Below are 16,538 nucleotides of genomic sequence, written 5' to 3'. Positions count from 1 at the left end.
CCCGCCTACGCCGAAGCGCTAGCTCGCGAGCGCCCGATCGATGATCACATCGCAGTGCGCGAGCGCGTGCCCCAGATCGAACTGCGCGCGGATCTCCTCCGCGCTCAGGTGCGCGCGGATGTCCGCGTCCGCCTCGAGCAGCGTCACGAACGGCGCCTCGCCCGCGAACGCGCGCATCGCGTTGCGCTGCACGAGCACGTACGCCGCCTGGCGCGCGAGCCCCTTGTGCACCAGCTCGAGCAGCACGCCCTCGCTCGCCCAGAGGCCGTTCGTCTTCTCGAGGTTGCGCTTCAGGTTCTCGGGATAGACCACGAGCCCTTCGATCAGGCGCTTGGTGCGATCGAGCATGAACGCGAGCGTCGCCGTCGCGTCGGGCATCATCATGCGCTCGACCGACGAGTGGCTGATGTCGCGCTCGTGCCAGAGCGCCACGTTCTCGAGCGCCGGGACCACCGCCGCGCGCACCACGCGCGCGAGGCCACAGAGGTTCTCGCTGAGGATCGGGTTGCGCTTGTGCGGCATCGCGCTCGAGCCCTTCTGGCCCTTCGCGAACGGCTCCTCCGCCTCGAGCACCTCGGTGCGCTGCCAGTGGCGCACGTTCGTCGCGAAGCGCTCGACGCTCGCGGCGACCACCGCCATCGCGCTCGCGAGCACCGCGTGGCGATCCCGCGGGACGATCTGCGTCGCGACGGTCTCCGGCGTGAGCCCGAGCTTGCCCAGCGCGTCCGCTTCGATCGCCGGCGTGAGGTGCGCGTACGTGCCGACCGCGCCCGCGATCTTCCCGAACGCGATCTCGCTGCGCGCCGCGACGAGCCGCGCACGACCGCGCGCGAGCTCCGCGTAGTGCCCCGCGAGCGCCACGCCGAACGTCGTCGGCTCCGCGTGGATGCCGTGCGAGCGCCCGATCATCGGCGTCTTGCGCTGCTCCTGCACGCGCGCGCGGAACGCGTCGAGCAGCGCGTCGGTGCGCGCGATCAGCTTGTCGGTCGCCTCGACGAGCAGGAGCGCGAACGAGCTGTCGAGCACGTCCGAGCTCGTCATCCCGCGGTGCAGCCAGCGCGCGGGCGGGCCCGCGAGCTCCTCGACGTGGGTGAGGAACGCGATCACGTCGTGCCGCGTCTCGAGCTCGATCGCGTCGATGCGATCGGGGTCGATGCGATCCGCGACCGGCCGCACCTGCGCCGCCGTCCCCGCGGGCACGATCCCCGCGCGCTCCATCGCCTCGCAGGCCGCGAGCTCGACGTCGAGCCAGGCGAGGTACTTGCGGCGGGGGCTCCAGAGCTGTTCGAAGTCGGCGGGCGTGTAGCGGGGAATCATGGCGGCGCGACCTTAGCGCCCCCCGGTCACCGCGCACGCCGCTGCTTGCTGGGCGCGCGGGACGACGGCAACCTCGCGCGATGTCGCAGCTCGAGCACGCCGCGCGGCTCCGCGAATTCGATGCGCCCGCGGAGATCACGGCGTGGGCCGCGAAGCAGCCGTCGTTCGACGAGGCGTGGGACGCGAGCCCGTCGTCGCGGCATCGCGTGTGGCTCGGCGCGGTGTCGGGCGTCGCGGTGGAGACGATCGCGGAGTCGGCGGCGGCCGCGTTCTTCGCGGTCGTCGAGAGCGCGCCGGAGACGCAGACGTTCGAGCACGCCGTCGAAGAGAGCGTCGCCGCGAGCGATGCCGAGACCGCCGCGAAGCTCGCCGAGCGATGCGAGCGCGCGGCGCACGCGCTCGGCAGCTATCGCGAGCGCGACCGGACGCGGGAGGCGATCATCGCGCGCGCCGCGGCGCACGTGTGCCGCGCGTTCGAGGCGCTGCGCGCGGCGGAGTCGTCGATGGAGTCGGATCGACTGCTCCGCGCCCGCACCACCGCGAGCTACATGGGCGGCGGCGTGCACGCGTTCCTGCCGGCGCACCCCGGCCCCGCGACGCTGCTCGTCACCGCCCCGTCGAGCGTCGAGCGTGGTCTGCTCGTCGACGCCGTGACGTCGGCGGGCGACGCGATCGCGCTGCTCGCGACGCTCGTGCTCGACACGGCGGCGCTCGACGAAGCGGTCTGGGACGCGCTCGCGCCGTCGTGAGCCCCGCCCGAGCCTCGCGACGGCACCGACGAGCCGCACGACCGCACCGACGAGCCGCACGACCGCACCGACGAGCGTCACGACCGCACCGGCGAGCCTCACGACCGCACCGACGAGCGTCACGACCGCACCGACGAGCGTCACGACCGCGCGCCCGAGCGTCACGACCGGACCAACGAGCCGTCCCATCAGTCCGACGGGCGCCCTCCCGACGCCGTCCGCGCCCTACCGACGCCCGGACGCGTCTGAGCGGAGCGTCCTCGATACGTACAGAATGCGCTGCGGTCCTGAGCGCATCAGCCGCGATAACGACAGAATCGATCAGCGACGCGCCCGCGGGTCCTCGGGTGGACGCCCCAGCAGGAGCCCGCTCAGCAGCTCGCTCGCGTCCTCGAGGCGCTCGCCCGTGTACATCTCGAGGTGCAGGTGCGCCGCGCTGCGCTGCATCCCGGTGCGGCCCACCGTGCCGATGCGCTGGCCGCGCGTGACGCGATCGCCGTAGCGCACCTCGACCGTCTCGAGGTGCATGGAGCACGAGCGCAGGCTCGCGTCGTCGCCCTCGCCGCGCCCGTGACGGATGCACACGTAGCGTCCACCGGCGCCGAGATCGCGACGCCCGTAGCGCTCGTACTCCTCGGCGCGCGCGACCTGCACGTGCGAGCGATGCCCCGGCAGATCGACGCCCGCGAACGTCACGAGCCCGTCGGCGATCGCGCGCACCGGCTCGCCGGGCAGCGAGTCCACGTCGATGCCGCGGTGCTCGCGCGCCCCGCCCTCGCGCTCCGCGCCGAGCCAGCTCAGCACGACGCGCGGACAGCCGTCGAGCGGACAGCCCATCTCGACGCCGCGCACGCGCAGCGGCGCCATGCCCTGGTGCGCGCCGTAGTACTCGAGCAGACGACGGCGATCGGCGAAGACGCGCTCTTCCTCCCAGTCGCTGCGCACCGCGTCGCCCCAGAGGAAGTGCGAGACCCAGTGGCGGTGCGCCTGCTGATCGAACTCGCCGTCGAGCGTCTCGTGCTGGTCCTTCCACATCGCGAGGATCGCGGCCGCGAAGTAGATGTTCGGCTCCGCCATCAAGAGCCGCGGCCCGGCGAACGGGAAGCGATCGACGCGGCGCTCGCGCTCGACCCAGCGATCGTTCTCGATCACGCGGTAGCGCAGCACGCCGTCGCGCAGCTGCTCGGCGTACATCTCGCGATGGATCTGGGTGAGCCCGAGCCCCGGGCCCTCGACGTTCTCGGCGTCGGGAAGACACCGGCTCTGCCGGTGGACGAGCGCGCCGATCAGGAAAGGATCGACGTCGAACTCCTGCGCGTACTGGGTGATCCACGTGGCCCAGCGCTCGTCGCGCCCGGGCGGCATGAACCCGCAGAGCTCGTGCAGCGCGCGAGCGAAGCGCGCGTGATCGATGCGCGCCGGCGTGCGCGGCTCGCTCGGCCAGTCCGCGGGCAGCACGCGCTCGGTCAGGATGTGGTTGGGACGCACGCCCGCGCGCCGCCGCGCGCGCCACGGACGTCCGGGCGCGAGCAGCAGGATCGACAGCGCGAGCACGAGGATCGCGGTGGTCCGGCGCACGTCCTCGACCATCGGCCCAACGCGCGCCGTGCGTCAAGGAACCGTCGCGGGGGCTGCACGAGCGGCGCCTCGGTGCGGCTCTCGAGCACGGGCGTGCGCGACGCGTCCTCGTTCTCGTCCCGGTCCGACGTGCACGTGCTCGTGCACGGTCGTGCCGGTCACACCACGAACGGGATCAGCGCGCGGCGCGAGGTCGGGTAGTCCGCGAACTTCTGGCGATACCACTCGTGGTGCTTGAGCGCGCGCGGCGCGAGGTTCGCGATCGTGTAGAGCGCGAACGCGAGCCCGGCGAGCGACCACGTCGCGATGGCCCATCCCGTCCACTCGAGGATCTCCCCGAAGTAGTTGGGGCACGAGATGAACCGATAGAGCCCGCCGTGCGGGATCTTGTACCCGGTCTCGCCCGGCTTCCGGAGGTTCATCAGCACCTGATCGGCGTGCTGGTTGATCGCGAACCCCGCGACGAAGAGCACGGCACCGATCACGAATCGCGCATCGTAGAGCCAGCTGATCGGATAGCTCCCGAGCTCCGAGACCCAGCGCGCGTTCACGTACGCATTGAGCGTGTTGAACACGATCGCGGTCGCGACGATCGAGACCGGCGTCGTCTTGCCCTCCGCCTTGATGCGGAACGGGAACACGAACGTGCGGTTCACGTAGTGGAGCTGCCAGAGCGCCATCAGCGCGAGCGGCGCGAGCTCGAGCGCGTGCGTGCCCGCGAAGTAGATGCCGAGCCAGAGCACGCACGCGGGCAGCTCCATCAGCACCCACCCGAGGCGCTGCGAGATCTCGGGACCCCACCCTTTGCGTCCGTGCCGCCCGTAGGGCGCGGTCACGAAGAAGAGCGACACGAACGTGAGCGCGGCGAGACCGATCTCGGTCCAGGTCGCGATGGAATGCAGCTCGGCCTCGGCCATGACGATGGCCGCGGAGCATACGCGCATTCCCCGACAGGAGTGCTCGCGAAGCAGACGGCGCGATTGAATCGAACGGGCCCGTCGAGCAGTCTAGGCTCGACTTCATGATGGCCCGACGTCTTGCCCTCTCGCTCTCGCTGGTGCTCGTGCTCGCCGTCGCGATCCCACATCGCGCGCAGACGCAGGACACGCCGCCTCCACAGCGCACCGAGGCCGAGCTGCGCACGTTGCTCGACGGCGCGTGGTTCCTCTCGACGCCCGAGCGCACCGGCCAGCAGCGCATCGACGCGGCGATCGAGCGCGCGGTCGGCGAGATGAACTTCTTCCTGCAGGGCGTGACGCGCGATCAGCTGCGCGAGAAGACGCCGCTCAACCGCCGCATCGACCTCGACTTCCTCGCCGACGGCCGCATCAGCTGCGTGTTCGACTCGCGCTTCACGTACACGACGCGCCCCGGCGTCGCGCAGCCGTTCACGCTGCCCGACGGCGCGGCGGTCGACGTGACGCAGCACTTCCGCGACGGCCGCCTCGAGCAGTACTTCGGGCACTCGCTCGGACGCCGCTGGAACCACTACGCGGTCTCGCCCGACGGGCGGACGATGACGGTCACCGCGACGCAGCAGGGCCCCATGATGCCGGTGCCGGTGCACTTCACGCTCGAGTACCAGAAGCGCAGCTGAGGGAGCACGACGGCGGCGCTCGCGCTCTGTGCACGCGCCGTCGCCGCCGCGATGCAGACGACGGCCGTCGAGGGCGCGCCCGAGATCGTCCTCGAGGCCGTCTCCGACGTCCTGTGGTCGACCGCGGCCGCAGGCGCGATCTTCTGTCTCGTGGTGCCGGTCGTCGCGGCCACCGCGGCGCTGCGCCTGCACGCGAGGACCTCGGTGCACCTCGTGGCGAGCGCCGGCGTCGCGATCGCGAGCGTCGGGACCGGCGTCCTCCTGCTACATCAGGTGAGCGGCGTCATCCACGGCGTCGAGGTGCTCGTGTCGACCGCGCCGGATCGACGCGCGCTCGCCTTCGCCGAGGAGGTGCGGCCGACCTCGTCGCTGCCGCTCCTGACGCTCTGGGCCGCTGCGCTCGTCGCCGTGCTCGCCGCGGTCGCAGTCGCCCGCCGCGCGCCGAGCACGGCGGGCGCCTGAGCGTCGCTCAGAGGTACGAGTCGGGCGGCTCGGGGCACTCGTCGCAGTCGCTCGGATCGAGCGCTTCGCCGTGCGCGTCCTGCTTGAGGCGCCCGTAGATCACGCCGAGGAACGTCTCGATGGTGGCGTGGTCGTCACGCGCGACCGCGTCGAGGTGGTACTGGTACTCGACCAGCGTCATCGACGGGTCTTCCTCGAACGGGCGCGCGACGAGCGAGCCCTCCATCACGCTGATCGCGCTGGTGCCCCACACCTTCTGCCAGCGCGTCGCGACGAGCGTCGGCGTCTCCGCGCCCGTGTCGTCGGTCTCGCTCTGGACCAGGTAGTGGCGCCACACCTGCTCCATCTCGAGATCGATGATGTCGTCGACGAAGAGGTACGTGCGGTAGCTGAAGTCGGGCGCGGGATCTTCGTCGCGCGCCACGTCCCACTCGAGCACGCGCCAGCGCGCCGTCGTCGTCGGATCACGCCCGGTCTGCGGGTTCCGGATCGCGCGCCACACGACGTCGAGCGGCTGGTGGATGCACGCGCGCGCGTGCACCGAGCGGGCGCTCAGCCAGCCGGTGCGATGGAACGTCAGCTCCTCCGCGCACGGCGTGCCTTCGTCCGCCGGCGGCATCGCGGCGAGGTTCTCCTCCCAGGGCTCCGCGCCCGCCGGGAACACCGTCGCCTCGTTGCCGTAGCAGCCCGCCTGCGCGAGCGACATCAGCGCGACGCACGCGCCACCGATCGCATGACGAATCGCGCTCACGTCGTCGCCTCCGCGTAGTCCTCGGCGATGATCCGCTCGATGCAGCGCTCGGCGTTCGCGCTCACCGTCCAGAACGGGTTCGAGAGCGGCGTCACGCCCGGGATGAGCGCGCCGTCGACCACGTAGAGGCCGTCCTGGTTGTTCACGCGGCCGTAGAGGTCCGTCGTCTGCCCGAGCACGCAGCCGCCGAGCGGATGGAACGTGACCGACTGATCGAGGTTCATGCGCGCCGTCGCGTCCTCGCCGGCGTTCATCTCGTTGAGGCGACGGATCACCTCGTCGGTGTTCGCGCGCGCCTCCGCGTCGAACGCGGGATCCCACACCGGCACGACGCGGCCGTCCGCCGCGTTCCAGATGAAGCGACCGCGCCCGCTCGGGATGCCCTGACCGGTCCCGATCAGCATCTGCATCTCGGAGCCGAGCGGCGCCGGCCCGTTCTCCATCGCGATCGGCGCGTCCTGATCGAACAACATGATGCACGCGGGACCGGCCTGGAACGCGCCGGTGTCGACGCCCACGCCGCGACGCGCGCGGATGTGCTGCCCGTTGTTGCCGAAGCCCTCGCCGAGCGAGTCGGGCAGATCCGGGATCGTGTCCTCGTCGCGAGCGCGGACGAGCAGTGCGTTCGTGTTCGCGGTGCCCGCGCAGACGAAGAGACGGCGCGCGGAGAACGCGATGCTCTCCTGCACCACGCCCATCTCGTCGATGACGTCGACCTCGACACGCCAGCGCGCGCCGTCGCGGATGATGCGCTGCGCCCAGTGCAGCGGGCGCACGTCGACGAGCCCGGTCGCCTCGGCCATGCCGAGATAGAGCTTGTCCAGCGTCGCCTTCGCGCCGTTGTTGAGGCCGAAGATGTACGAGCCGCGGATCAGCTGCGGCGGCAGCTCACCGCGCGCCTCGGCGCGCGCCTTGTCCCAGTCGAACCCGCAGAGCAGGCGCTGCACGTCGTAGCCCGCGCGCATGCCCTGCTCGATGAACGTGCGCGACGCGGCCCAGGGCTCGAGCTCGAGCAGATCGTCCGGGAGCGACGAGGGCTGCACCAGCTCGCGCACGCGCTCGTAGTACGGGTCCATCGAGCGCGCGGTGATCTCGCTCGGGAAGACCGACTCGAAGTGATCGTCGCGCGGCCGCACCATCATGCCGCTGTAGACGAGCGATCCGCCGCCGACGCCCGCGGCGCAGACGATGTCGATGCCGTCGCCCGGGATGCGCTCGAGCACGCCGGTGTACGGCACGAGCGGGCGCAGCGGAGGCAGGCCGGGCAGCGGCGCCGTCGTGCCGAGCCAGCGGCACCGATGATCGTAGCGATCGCCCTCGGTGAACCCCATGTCGCTGAAGACGTCGTCGCCGGGGTTCTGGACGGTCCAGCGACGGCCGCGCTCGAGCACGACCGAGGAGTGCCCCGCCTGCGCGAGGCGGTAGGCGCTGATCGAGCCGCCGAAGCCCGACCCGATGATGAGGTTGTCGACCTCCTCGGCCTCGGCGCCGGACGGGCCGCAGCCGACGAACGCGGCGGACGCGGCGCTCGCGGCGGCGAGCTTGACGAAGGTTCGGCGGGACAGTGGGAGGAACAGACGACGGCGTTGCTGCATGGCGAAGACGGGGCCGAGGGTGCTTCGGAGGAGCCCCGTTCGTCAAACTGACGCGCTCCGGAAACTATTGTGATGACAAGCATTTACGCCGATCGAAATCGTTGCGGCGACAAGCTTTCGGCCGCTTGGCCAAAGGTTGCCGAGAGGTCGTGAGGCGCGTGTCTGCGCGGACTGCCGCCCGTCCGTGAACAGCTCCATACTCGCCCGACCATGTCGACGAGCCGGACCTTCCCTTCGCTGCGCGTGCTCGAGGATCGTTTCGAGGCCGAGGGGGCCTTCGCCGAGGCGCAAGCCGAGTACCTCCAGCCCGATCCCGCGATCGTGCGCGAGCTCGACGCGCTGCTCGCCGAGAAGAAGATCGGCGTCGTCGCGCACTTCTACATGGACCCGCAGCTCCAGGGCGTGCTCGCGAGCTGCACGTGGCCGCACATCCACATCTCCGACTCGCTGGTGATGGCGGATCGCGCGGTCGCGATGGCCGAGGCGGGATGTCGATCGATCATCGTGCTCGGCGTCGACTTCATGAGCGAGAACGCGCGCGCGATGCTGGACAAGGCGGGGCTCCAGCACGTGCCCGTCTATCGCGTCGCCGCCGAGGCGATCGGCTGCTCGCTCGCCGCCGCGGCCGACACGATGACGTACCAGGCCTGGCTGACGAAGGCGGCGAAGACGCCGCGCGCGCTGCACGTCGTCTACATCAACACGTCGCTGCGCACGAAGGCGCGCGCCCACTCGGTGGTGCCGACGATCACGTGCACCTCGTCGAACGTCGTGCAGACCGTGCTCACCGCGTTCGCCGAGATCCCGGAGGTGCACGTGTTCTTCGGCCCCGACACGTACATGGGCCGAAACCTCGGTCAGCTCTTCGCGTCGATGAGCGAGATGAGCGACGAGGAGATCCGCAAGGTGCACCCCGCGCACTCGCGCGCGACGATCGCGAAGGTGCGAGAGCGCTTCGCGTGGTTCGAGCAGGGGCACTGCATCGTGCACCACATGTTCGGCGAGGACGTGGTGCGGCGCGTGCGCGAGGAGGAGAAGGGCTCGTTCGTGACCGCGCACCTCGAGGTGCCGGGCGAGATGTTCGAGCTCGCGCTCGAGGCGCGCGAAGCGGATCGCGGCGTCGTGGGATCGACCAGCGACATCCTCGGGTTCATCACGCGCAAGGTGAAGGGCGCGGTCGCGCGCGGCGGGAACGAGACGCTGCGCTTCGTGCTCGGCACCGAGGCGGGGATGATCACGTCGATCGTGCGCGAGGCGCAGAAGACGCTGCGCGCGCACGCGGGATCGGGCGTCGCGGTGGAGATCGCGTTCCCCGTCGCGAGCGAGGCGATCGCGGCGACGGGCGAGAGCGATCTCGCGATCGTGCCGGGCGTGTCGGGCGGCGAGGGATGCTCGACCGCGGGCGGCTGCGCGACGTGCCCGTACATGAAGATGAACTCGCTCGACGCGCTGATCGATCTCGTGCGCAGGCTCGACGTGGCGGACGACGACTCGCTCGCGTCGTTCCACCCGAAGAGCTACGTGGAGCTCGTGGAGGGCCGCACCGCGGCGGACATCGGCGGCGTGCCGATCCTGCACATGCGGCACTTCTCGAAGACCGGGCACCTGTCGCCCGAGCTCGTCGAGGACGTCACGACGCGCCACGAGCGTCGCGCGGCGCGCGCGGCGACGGCATGAGCATCGACGCGAGCGGTGGTCGGCCGAGCCACGACCACGACCACGCTCACGACCACGCTCACGACCACGTCCCGCTCGTCGGCGGTTGACGTGGAGGGGCGCGGGGAGTAGGCGCCTCTGTCCATGCAGCCGCTCGATCTCTCGCTCGTGCGCGCGGCGCTGCGAACGCAACCGCCGCACGAGATCGACGTCGGGACGCCGCAACCCGGCACGGAGATCCGCTACGCCGCGGTGTCCGCGATCCTGCGCCCCGGCGAGCTCGACGGGCCCGAGGTCCTGCTGATCCGCCGCGCCGAGCGTCCCTCCGATCCCTGGTCGGGCCACATGGCGTTCCCCGGCGGACGCCGCGAGCCCCACGACCCCGACCTGCAGGCCACCGCCGTGCGCGAGACGCGCGAGGAGGTCGGGCTCGATCTCGACGTGCACGGAGAGCTGCTCGGGCGCCTCGACGACGCGATCCCCGGCAGCGCGCGCGGGCTGATGACCGGGCTCGTGGTGAAGCCGTACGTGTGGCAGGTGCACGAGGTGCCCGAGCTCGTCCCGAACGGCGTCGAGGTCGACGAGATCCACTGGGCGCCGATCGCGCCGATGCTCCGCGGCGAGCGCGACGCGTCGCACGAGTACGTGTGGAAGGGCCAGTCCATGCGCTTCCCGGGGTTCCGCGTGGGCGACGGAGAGCACCCGCGCGTGGTGTGGGGGCTGACGCATCGCATGCTCACCACGCTCTTCGCGCGATTGCGCGCCGTGATGGAGTCGATGCGATAGAGTGCGAGAGGGCACCACGATGGACGAGTCGCGTTATCTCGATCTCGCGCACCGCACGTTCAAGCGAATCCTCGATGCGTTCGACGACGTCGACATCGAGGACGCGGACGCGGAGAGCGCCGGCGACGTGATCACGATCGCGTGGAAGGACGGATCGCGCTGCGTGGTCAACACGCAGCGCCCCGTGCGTCAGGTGTGGCTCGCGGGCGGCGATCGCGCGTGGCACTTCGACTGGGACGAGCGCAGCGAGCGCTGGCTCGACGACAAGGGCAGCGGGACCGAGCTCTGCGAGACGATCGAGACGATCGCGCGCACCAAGGGCGTCGAGATCGCGATCGCGAGGTGACGAGGTGAGCGAGCCGGCGGTCTATCGGATCCTCGAGGGCGCGCCGGGCGACGCGCTGGTGCGGCGACGCATCGTCGCGTGGCGTCGGCTCGAGCCGGGCGACGTGCGCTCGCAGGGCTCGGTCGACGTGCCCGAGAGCCCGTTCCTCGAGGCGAAGGTGTTCGAGATCGCGCTGCCCGCGCCGGTGCACGCCGAGATGAAGCGGCTCGCCGAGGCGAAGAGCAGCGCGCTCGCGCTCTCGAAGATCCCGCTGGTCGACTACGAGCCCGCGGGCGTGCTCATCTCCGCCGCGGGCGGCATGGCGATCGGCGTGTGGCTCGAGTACCTGCGGCCCGCGTCGTGGTTCCTCGCGACCGCCGCGGTGTGCTTCGTCGTCGGCGTGATCATCGCGGTCATCGCGAAGCGGCGTCGCGCCGTCGCCGAGGCGGCGGCCGAGGCGCGCTGGGCGAGCGCGCCGGAGCGCAAGGAGCACGACGCGCTCGCGCGCGAGATCGCGCAGGCGTGGCTGCAATTCGGTCAGCTGCTGAAGCGCGACACCGGGTTCCACGTGGAGATCCGCGTCGCGGAGGGCTCGAACGATCCGCTGCGCCTCGCGTCGATCGATCCGCGCCCGATGGAGGGCGCGAAGGGCTTCGACCCCGAGGACTGGCTGCCCACCGAGGGCGGCGGCGTCCGCTACGAGGCGCTCCACGCCGGCGGCGAGATCGCGACGCGCGCGATGCCGGGCACGACCGAGGTCGGCGGCGATCCCGCGCCGATCACGAAGAGCGACGTCGCGCCGAAGGGCGAGGTGGTCGCGGAGCACGGCGAAGTGGCCGACACGATCGACGAGCGCGCGGACGACGCGCCCTCGTCGATCGATCGCTCTGCGTGATCAGCCCCACCCGCGCAGGCGATTCTCCTGCGCCTGGTACAGGCGGATCGCCTCGCGGATCACGCGGTGCGCGTGCTCGGCGCCGAGCATGTCGTCGACCTGGACCTGCTTGTTCTCGAGGGTCTTGTAGTCCTCGAAGAAGCGCTTGATCTCGCGCCACGTGTGCCGCGGGATCTCGCTCAGATCCTTGTAGTCGGCGTACGCGGGATCGTGCGCGTGCACCGCGATGATCTTGTCGTCTTCCTTGCCCTCGTCGGCCATGCGCATCACGCCGATGGCGCGAGCACGCATGATCGAGAGCGGGTACACGCTCTCGTTTCCGAGCACCAGCACATCGAGCGGATCGCCGTCGTCGCAGTACGTGCGCGGCAGGAACCCATAGTTCGCGGGGTAGTGCACCGCGCTGTAGAGCACGCGATCGACGCGGACCATGCCCGAGGGCTTGTCGAGCTCGTACTTGACCTTCGAGCCCTTGGGAATCTCGATGACGACGTTGAAGCCGCGCTCGAGCTCGTGCTCGGGATTGGGGAGATCGTGCCAGGCGTGAACCATTGCGGGCCGAGTTGTAGCAGGCGCGGTCCGCCACGCCGGTCAGGGACGCTCTTGCGCCACCGCGTCGCCCTCGAGCTCGCGGCGCAGCGCCGCGTGATCGGTGATGTCGCGCCGCAGCGGCGTGACCGACACGAGGTCGTGCTCGACCGCCCACCGGTCCGTGCCCTCCTCGGTCGTCTCGACCGGGAGCGCCGCGAACCAGAAGAGCTCGCGGCCGTAGGGAGCGCGGTCGGGCACCACGCGTCCGTCGTAATGACGGAGCGACTGCCTCGTCCACTGGATCCCTCGCGGCGCGACGGGGAAGTTCACGTTCACCAGCTCGAGCGCGTGGTGGTGCGCCAACACCGCGAGCACACGCCGCACGTAAGGCGCGAGCGCATCGTAGTCGGCCGTGCCCTCGTCAGGCGCAGGCGCGCTCAGCGCGATGCCGCGGATGCCGAGCAGCGCTGCCTGGCGCGCCGCCGCGAGCGTGCCCGAGTGCCACATCCCGTTTCCCACGTTGAGCCCGAGGTTGATCCCGGAGAGCACGAGGTCCACCCGCTCCCACGCGTGCGCGCCGAGCGCGACGCAGTCCGCCGGCGTGCCGTTCACGCGATATGCGTCGAAGTCGCCGATCTGCGTCCGTTGCACGCGCATCGGCCGGGTCGCGGTGATCGCGTGCGCCACGGAAGACATCTCCGAGTCCGGCGCGACGATTCGCACCTCGCCGAGCTCCGACGCGAGCTCCGCGAGCGCTCGGATCCCCGGGCTGTAGATGCCGTCGTCGTTGCTCACGAGGATTCTCACGAGGCCTCCGGCGTGCTCGGGCGCAAGGCGTGCTTGCTCGTTGCGTCGCGCACCACGAGCGCGGGACGTTGCAAGGGGCGAGCACGCAGGAGCCAGCCGAATGCGCGCGCGGTTGATCCACAACACCACCGCCGGCGACGCGCAGCGCCCGTCGCAGGACCTCGTGGACGCGCTGCGGCACGCGGGATACGAGGTCTCGTGCGGGCGTCGTTATCGCCGGCGCAAGATCCCGCGTGGCTCGATCGCAAGCCGGACCTCGCGGTCGCCGCGGGGGGCGACGGCACGGTCGCTGCGACCGTGCGCGCGCTGGTGGGGCGCAACGTCCCGCTCGCGATCGTCCGCCTCGGCACGGCGAACAACATCGCGCTCACGCTCGGCCTGGACGGCAGCCCCGAGGAGCTGCTCGAGGGACTTCGTCATCCGATCCGGCGGCGCCTCGACGTGGGTATCGCGGGCGGCGCGTGGGGTGAGCGGCTCTTCGTGGAGAGCGCGGGCGTCGGGCTCTTCCAGCACGTGCTCGAGCACGAGGCGTCGAGCGCAGACAAGAGTCAGGAGCGCGGGCTCGGCGTGCTGCTCGACGAGCTGCGGCGACACCGGCCGCGCGCCTGGAGCATCACCGTCGACGGCGCCGATCGCTCGGGCGAGTACCTACTGGTCGAGGCCATGAACATCGCGTCGCTGGGCCCGCGCGTGCGGCTGGCGCCCGACGCCGATCCCTTCGACGGAGCGCTCGACGTGGTGCTCGTGCGCGAGCGTGACCGCCGCGCGCTGACCTCGTACCTCGCGGCGCTGCGCGCCGGCGATCACGGCGCGCGGCTCGAGGTCCCGACCGAGCGCGCGAGGCACGTGCACGTCCGCCTCGCGGGCGCGTCGGCGCGGCTCGACGACGACATCGTGTCGGGGCCGGGCCAACCCCCGTCCGAGCACCTCGACCTGCGCGTGCTCGCGGGCGCGGTCGAGCTCTGGCTACCCCGCCCTCGACGCGCGAGGCGCGACGGGTCACCTCGCTCACGCGCGAGCCCGTAGACTCGCTTTGCGGCGCGACGAGCGCTTGTTCGCAGGCGCCGAGGGCGGGAGCGACTCGCGGCAGAGCTGGCCGAGGCGCTCGATCAGCCAGGTCGCTGCGGGGCCGAGCGGAGTGTCCTGACGGTGCACCGCGGCCAGCGCGAGCTGGTGATCGGTGTCGCCCCATGCCTCGGGCCTCACGCGCACCAGCGTGCCGCGCTCGAGGTCCTCGGCCGCGACGTGGCCCGGCAGGCGGCCCCAGCCGAGGCCGGCGCGCAGGAGCGCGTGCTTCGTGTGCAGGTCCGCCACGCGCCACGTCAGCGGTGAGAGCACCGCGCGATCGGGCATGCCCTCGCGCGTGCGCTCGCTCGTGACGATCTGGACGTGCTCCGCGAGACGCTTCGTCGTGATGCGGCTCTTCTCGCGCGCGAGCGGGTGCGAGGGCGCCACCACCGGGATCATCAGGACGGTCGTGAGGTGATGGCGCTCGAGCCCGACCGCGGGCGCATCGGGGCCGACCACGCCGAGCTGACACGTTCCGTCGAGCACCAGCGCGCTCACGGCCGAGAGCGTCTCGGTGTGGATGCGCAGCGGCACCGTGGGATACGTGCCCGCGAACTCGCGACACGCGTTCGCGAGCGCATCCGTCGGGAAGATCGCGTCGACGGCGAGCCCCACCGACGGCTCGAGCCCACCGACCAGGCCCTGCGCGAGCGTGCGCAGATCTTCGGCGCTCGCGAGGACACGACGCGCGTGCGCGAGCACGAGGCGCCCCTGCTCCGTCAGCTTCGGCAGCCGCGCCGAGCGATCGAAGAGCTCGAGCCCGAGCTGATCTTCGAGCGTCGCGATCGCATGACTGATCGCCGATTGCACGCGGCGCAGCTTGCGCGCCGCAGCCGAGAAGCTGCCCTCGTCGGCGATGGTCACGAACGCGCGCAGCTGGTCGAGCGTGATGGGATCGATCACGCGCGATCCATGACACGAATCGATGGATGGCATCCACCTTTTGTCACTTCCTTCGATGGATCGCGCGACCTAACTTCGATGCTCGCGGAGGACGAAATGGGCACCAAGGTCGCGGTCATCTACTACTCGTCGACGGGCACCAACGAGGCGATGGCGAACGCCGTCGCGGAGGGCGCGAAGGCCGCCGGCGCCGAGGTTCGAGTGCGCCTCGTCGCGGAGAACGCGCCTGCGCAGGCGATCGCGTCGAACCCCGCTTGGCAGAAGTTCTACGACCGCACGAAGGATCAGCCCCGCGCGTCGCTCGACGATCTCGACTGGGCCGATGCGGTCGTGTTCGGCACGCCGACTCGCTTCGGCAACGTCGCGGCGCAGCTCAAGGCGTTCCTCGACACGACGGGCGGGCTCTGGTTCCACGGCAAGCTCGCCGACAAGGTCTACGGCGGCTTCACGTCCGCGATGAACGTGAACGGTGGACAGGAGTCCACGCTGCTCGCGCTCTACAACACGCTCTACCACTGGGGCGGCGTGATCGTGACGCCGGGCTACACGGACCAGAGCGTCTTCGCCGCGGGCGGCAACCCCTACGGTCCTTCGGTCACGACGGGCCAGGCGGGCAACGGACCGACCGATCAGGACGTCGCGCACGGACGCTATCTCGGCAAGCGCGTCACCGAGATCGCGGCGAAGGTCCGCGCGGGATCATGAAGCGACGAGACGCGATCACCACGGGCGTGATGGGAGCGACGGCCTTGCTCGCGGGCTGTCGTCCCGAGCCCACCACCACAGTCGCGAGCGGAAGAGAGATCGATCCGATGATCACGCTCCGAAGGGCCGACGATCGGTTCCACACCGACATGGGCTGGCTCGACAGCCGTCACACGTTCTCGTTCGGCGGGCACTACGATGCGCGCCACGTGGGCTTCCGCGCGCTGCGCGTGATCAACGACGATCGCGTGACCGCGGGCGCAGGGTTTCCGACCCACGGGCACCGCGACATGGAGATCCTGTCGTACGTGCTCGAGGGCGCGCTCGAGCACCGCGACAGCATGGGCACCGGCTCGGTCATCCGCCCCGGTGACGTGCAGCGCATGAGCGCGGGCAGCGGCGTGCTGCACAGCGAGTACAACCCGCAGGCCGACGCGGGCACGCGCTTCCTGCAGATCTGGATCGTGCCCGAGCGCGGCGGGCTCGCGCCCTCGTACGAGCAGAAGCGCTTCGACGAGGCGGAGCGACGCGGTCGCCTGCGCCTCGTCGCGTCGCGCGACGGACGCGAGGGCTCGATCCGCGTGCACCAGGACGTCGATCTGTACGCGTCGCTGCTCGGCGCGGGAGAGCGCGCGGAGCTCGCGCTGCGCCCCGGGCGTCACGCGTGGGTGCAGGTCGCGCGCGGCTCGGTCCAGCTCGGCGATCAAACGCTGCGCGAGGGCGACGGCGCGTCGCTCAGCGAGGAAACGCGGCTCGCGCTCGAAGGGCGCGAGGACAGCGAAGTGCTGGTGTTCGATCTCGCGTGAGCCGGGA

Annotated in this window: 18 protein-coding genes; 10 read left to right on the top strand and 8 right to left on the bottom strand. The window is 71.2% G+C overall.

The window, feature by feature from the left end; translation table 11 throughout:
• Positions 1-18 precede the first annotated feature (18 nt).
• Positions 19-1,317 (bottom strand): adenylosuccinate lyase, encoded by a 1,299-nt coding sequence (purB, locus tag DB32_RS13015; protein WP_053232751.1) that lies wholly within the window; start codon positions 1,315-1,317, stop codon positions 19-21.
• 80 nt (positions 1,318-1,397) lie between these two features.
• Between purB and DB32_RS13010 the strand changes: the two genes are divergently transcribed.
• A complete protein-coding gene (locus tag DB32_RS13010; RefSeq protein WP_053232750.1) occupies positions 1,398-2,066 on the top strand; it encodes a hypothetical protein in 669 nt (222 codons plus the stop codon).
• A 321-nt stretch (positions 2,067-2,387) separates the two neighbouring features.
• Here DB32_RS13010 and DB32_RS13005 read toward each other — a convergent pair whose 3' ends face one another.
• Together DB32_RS13005 and DB32_RS13000 are read right to left on the bottom strand one after the other, a co-directional pair.
• Positions 2,388-3,644, bottom strand: a complete 1,257-nt coding sequence (locus DB32_RS13005; RefSeq protein WP_169791434.1) for a peptidoglycan DD-metalloendopeptidase family protein — start codon at positions 3,642-3,644, stop codon at positions 2,388-2,390.
• A gap of 158 nt (positions 3,645-3,802) precedes the next feature.
• Positions 3,803-4,588, bottom strand: a complete 786-nt coding sequence (locus tag DB32_RS13000; RefSeq protein ID WP_240481194.1) for a DUF1295 domain-containing protein — start codon at positions 4,586-4,588, stop codon at positions 3,803-3,805.
• A gap of 80 nt (positions 4,589-4,668) precedes the next feature.
• On the opposite strand from DB32_RS13000, the gene DB32_RS12995 reads away from it, so the two are divergent.
• Positions 4,669-5,241: a hypothetical protein gene (locus tag DB32_RS12995; protein WP_169791433.1), complete on the top strand. Its 573-nt coding sequence runs from the start codon at positions 4,669-4,671 to the stop codon at positions 5,239-5,241.
• A gap of 51 nt (positions 5,242-5,292) precedes the next feature.
• Positions 5,293-5,703, top strand: coding sequence for a hypothetical protein (locus DB32_RS12990; RefSeq protein WP_053232747.1), 411 nt, complete (start codon positions 5,293-5,295; stop codon positions 5,701-5,703).
• 7 nt (positions 5,704-5,710) lie between these two features.
• Here the strand turns inward: DB32_RS12990 and DB32_RS12985 are convergent, their stop codons facing one another.
• On the bottom strand, positions 5,711-6,454 hold the full coding sequence (locus DB32_RS12985) for a hypothetical protein (RefSeq protein ID WP_053232746.1): 744 nt from the start codon (positions 6,452-6,454) through the stop codon (positions 5,711-5,713).
• Entirely contained in the window at positions 6,451-8,049 is a 1,599-nt protein-coding gene (locus tag DB32_RS12980) for a GMC oxidoreductase (protein ID WP_053232745.1), read from the bottom strand. Before DB32_RS12980 ends, DB32_RS12985 begins: the two co-directional genes overlap by 4 nt.
• Positions 8,050-8,259: 210 nt before the next feature.
• Here DB32_RS12980 and nadA point away from each other — a divergent pair, with 210 nt between their 5' ends.
• The 4 genes from nadA (at position 8,260) to DB32_RS12960 (ending at position 11,711) form a co-directional block, all read left to right on the top strand.
• On the top strand, positions 8,260-9,726 hold the full coding sequence (gene nadA / locus DB32_RS12975; RefSeq protein ID WP_053232744.1) for a quinolinate synthase NadA: 1,467 nt from the start codon (positions 8,260-8,262) through the stop codon (positions 9,724-9,726).
• 123 nt (positions 9,727-9,849) lie between these two features.
• The gene (locus DB32_RS12970; protein ID WP_053232743.1) at positions 9,850-10,491 is read left to right on the top strand and encodes an NUDIX hydrolase; all 642 of its coding nucleotides are present in this window, start codon (positions 9,850-9,852) and stop codon (positions 10,489-10,491) included.
• A gap of 19 nt (positions 10,492-10,510) precedes the next feature.
• Positions 10,511-10,837 (top strand): iron donor protein CyaY, encoded by a 327-nt coding sequence (gene cyaY, locus DB32_RS12965; protein ID WP_075097896.1) that lies wholly within the window; start codon positions 10,511-10,513, stop codon positions 10,835-10,837.
• Between the two features lie 4 nt (positions 10,838-10,841).
• Entirely contained in the window at positions 10,842-11,711 is an 870-nt protein-coding gene (locus DB32_RS12960; RefSeq protein ID WP_053232741.1) for a hypothetical protein, read from the top strand.
• On the opposite strand, the gene DB32_RS12955 is transcribed toward DB32_RS12960, so the two are convergent.
• Positions 11,712-12,263: an inorganic diphosphatase gene (locus tag DB32_RS12955; RefSeq protein ID WP_053232740.1), complete on the bottom strand. Its 552-nt coding sequence runs from the start codon at positions 12,261-12,263 to the stop codon at positions 11,712-11,714. It abuts the gene before it with no gap.
• A gap of 39 nt (positions 12,264-12,302) precedes the next feature.
• Entirely contained in the window at positions 12,303-13,037 is a 735-nt protein-coding gene (surE, locus tag DB32_RS12950) for a 5'/3'-nucleotidase SurE (RefSeq protein ID WP_205627048.1), read from the bottom strand.
• Positions 13,038-13,247: 210 nt separating this feature from the next.
• Between surE and DB32_RS12945 the strand changes: the two genes are divergently transcribed.
• Positions 13,248-14,075 (top strand): diacylglycerol/lipid kinase family protein, encoded by an 828-nt coding sequence (locus DB32_RS12945; RefSeq protein ID WP_053232738.1) that lies wholly within the window; start codon positions 13,248-13,250, stop codon positions 14,073-14,075.
• On the opposite strand, the gene DB32_RS12940 is transcribed toward DB32_RS12945, so the two are convergent.
• On the bottom strand, positions 14,058-15,020 hold the full coding sequence (locus tag DB32_RS12940; protein WP_053232737.1) for a LysR family transcriptional regulator: 963 nt from the start codon (positions 15,018-15,020) through the stop codon (positions 14,058-14,060). The genes DB32_RS12945 and DB32_RS12940 overlap by 18 nt on opposite strands.
• 96 nt (positions 15,021-15,116) lie before the next feature.
• Here DB32_RS12940 and wrbA point away from each other — a divergent pair, with 96 nt between their 5' ends.
• Both wrbA and DB32_RS12930 read left to right on the top strand, forming a co-directional pair.
• Positions 15,117-15,725: an NAD(P)H:quinone oxidoreductase gene (gene wrbA, locus DB32_RS12935; protein ID WP_053238788.1), complete on the top strand. Its 609-nt coding sequence runs from the start codon at positions 15,117-15,119 to the stop codon at positions 15,723-15,725.
• Positions 15,726-15,832: 107 nt separating this feature from the next.
• Positions 15,833-16,531 carry a pirin family protein gene (locus tag DB32_RS12930; protein ID WP_053238787.1) on the top strand — a complete coding sequence of 233 codons (699 nt, stop codon included), beginning with the start codon at positions 15,833-15,835 and terminating at the stop codon, positions 16,529-16,531.
• Positions 16,532-16,538 lie beyond the last annotated feature (7 nt).

The sequence above is a fragment of the Sandaracinus amylolyticus genome (genome assembly GCF_000737325.1).
In the GTDB taxonomy this organism is placed as follows: domain Bacteria; phylum Myxococcota_A; class Polyangia; order Polyangiales; family Sandaracinaceae; genus Sandaracinus; species Sandaracinus amylolyticus.
The sequence above is the reverse complement of the archived record's forward strand: the minus strand, read 5'-3'. Positions and strand labels throughout refer to the sequence as shown.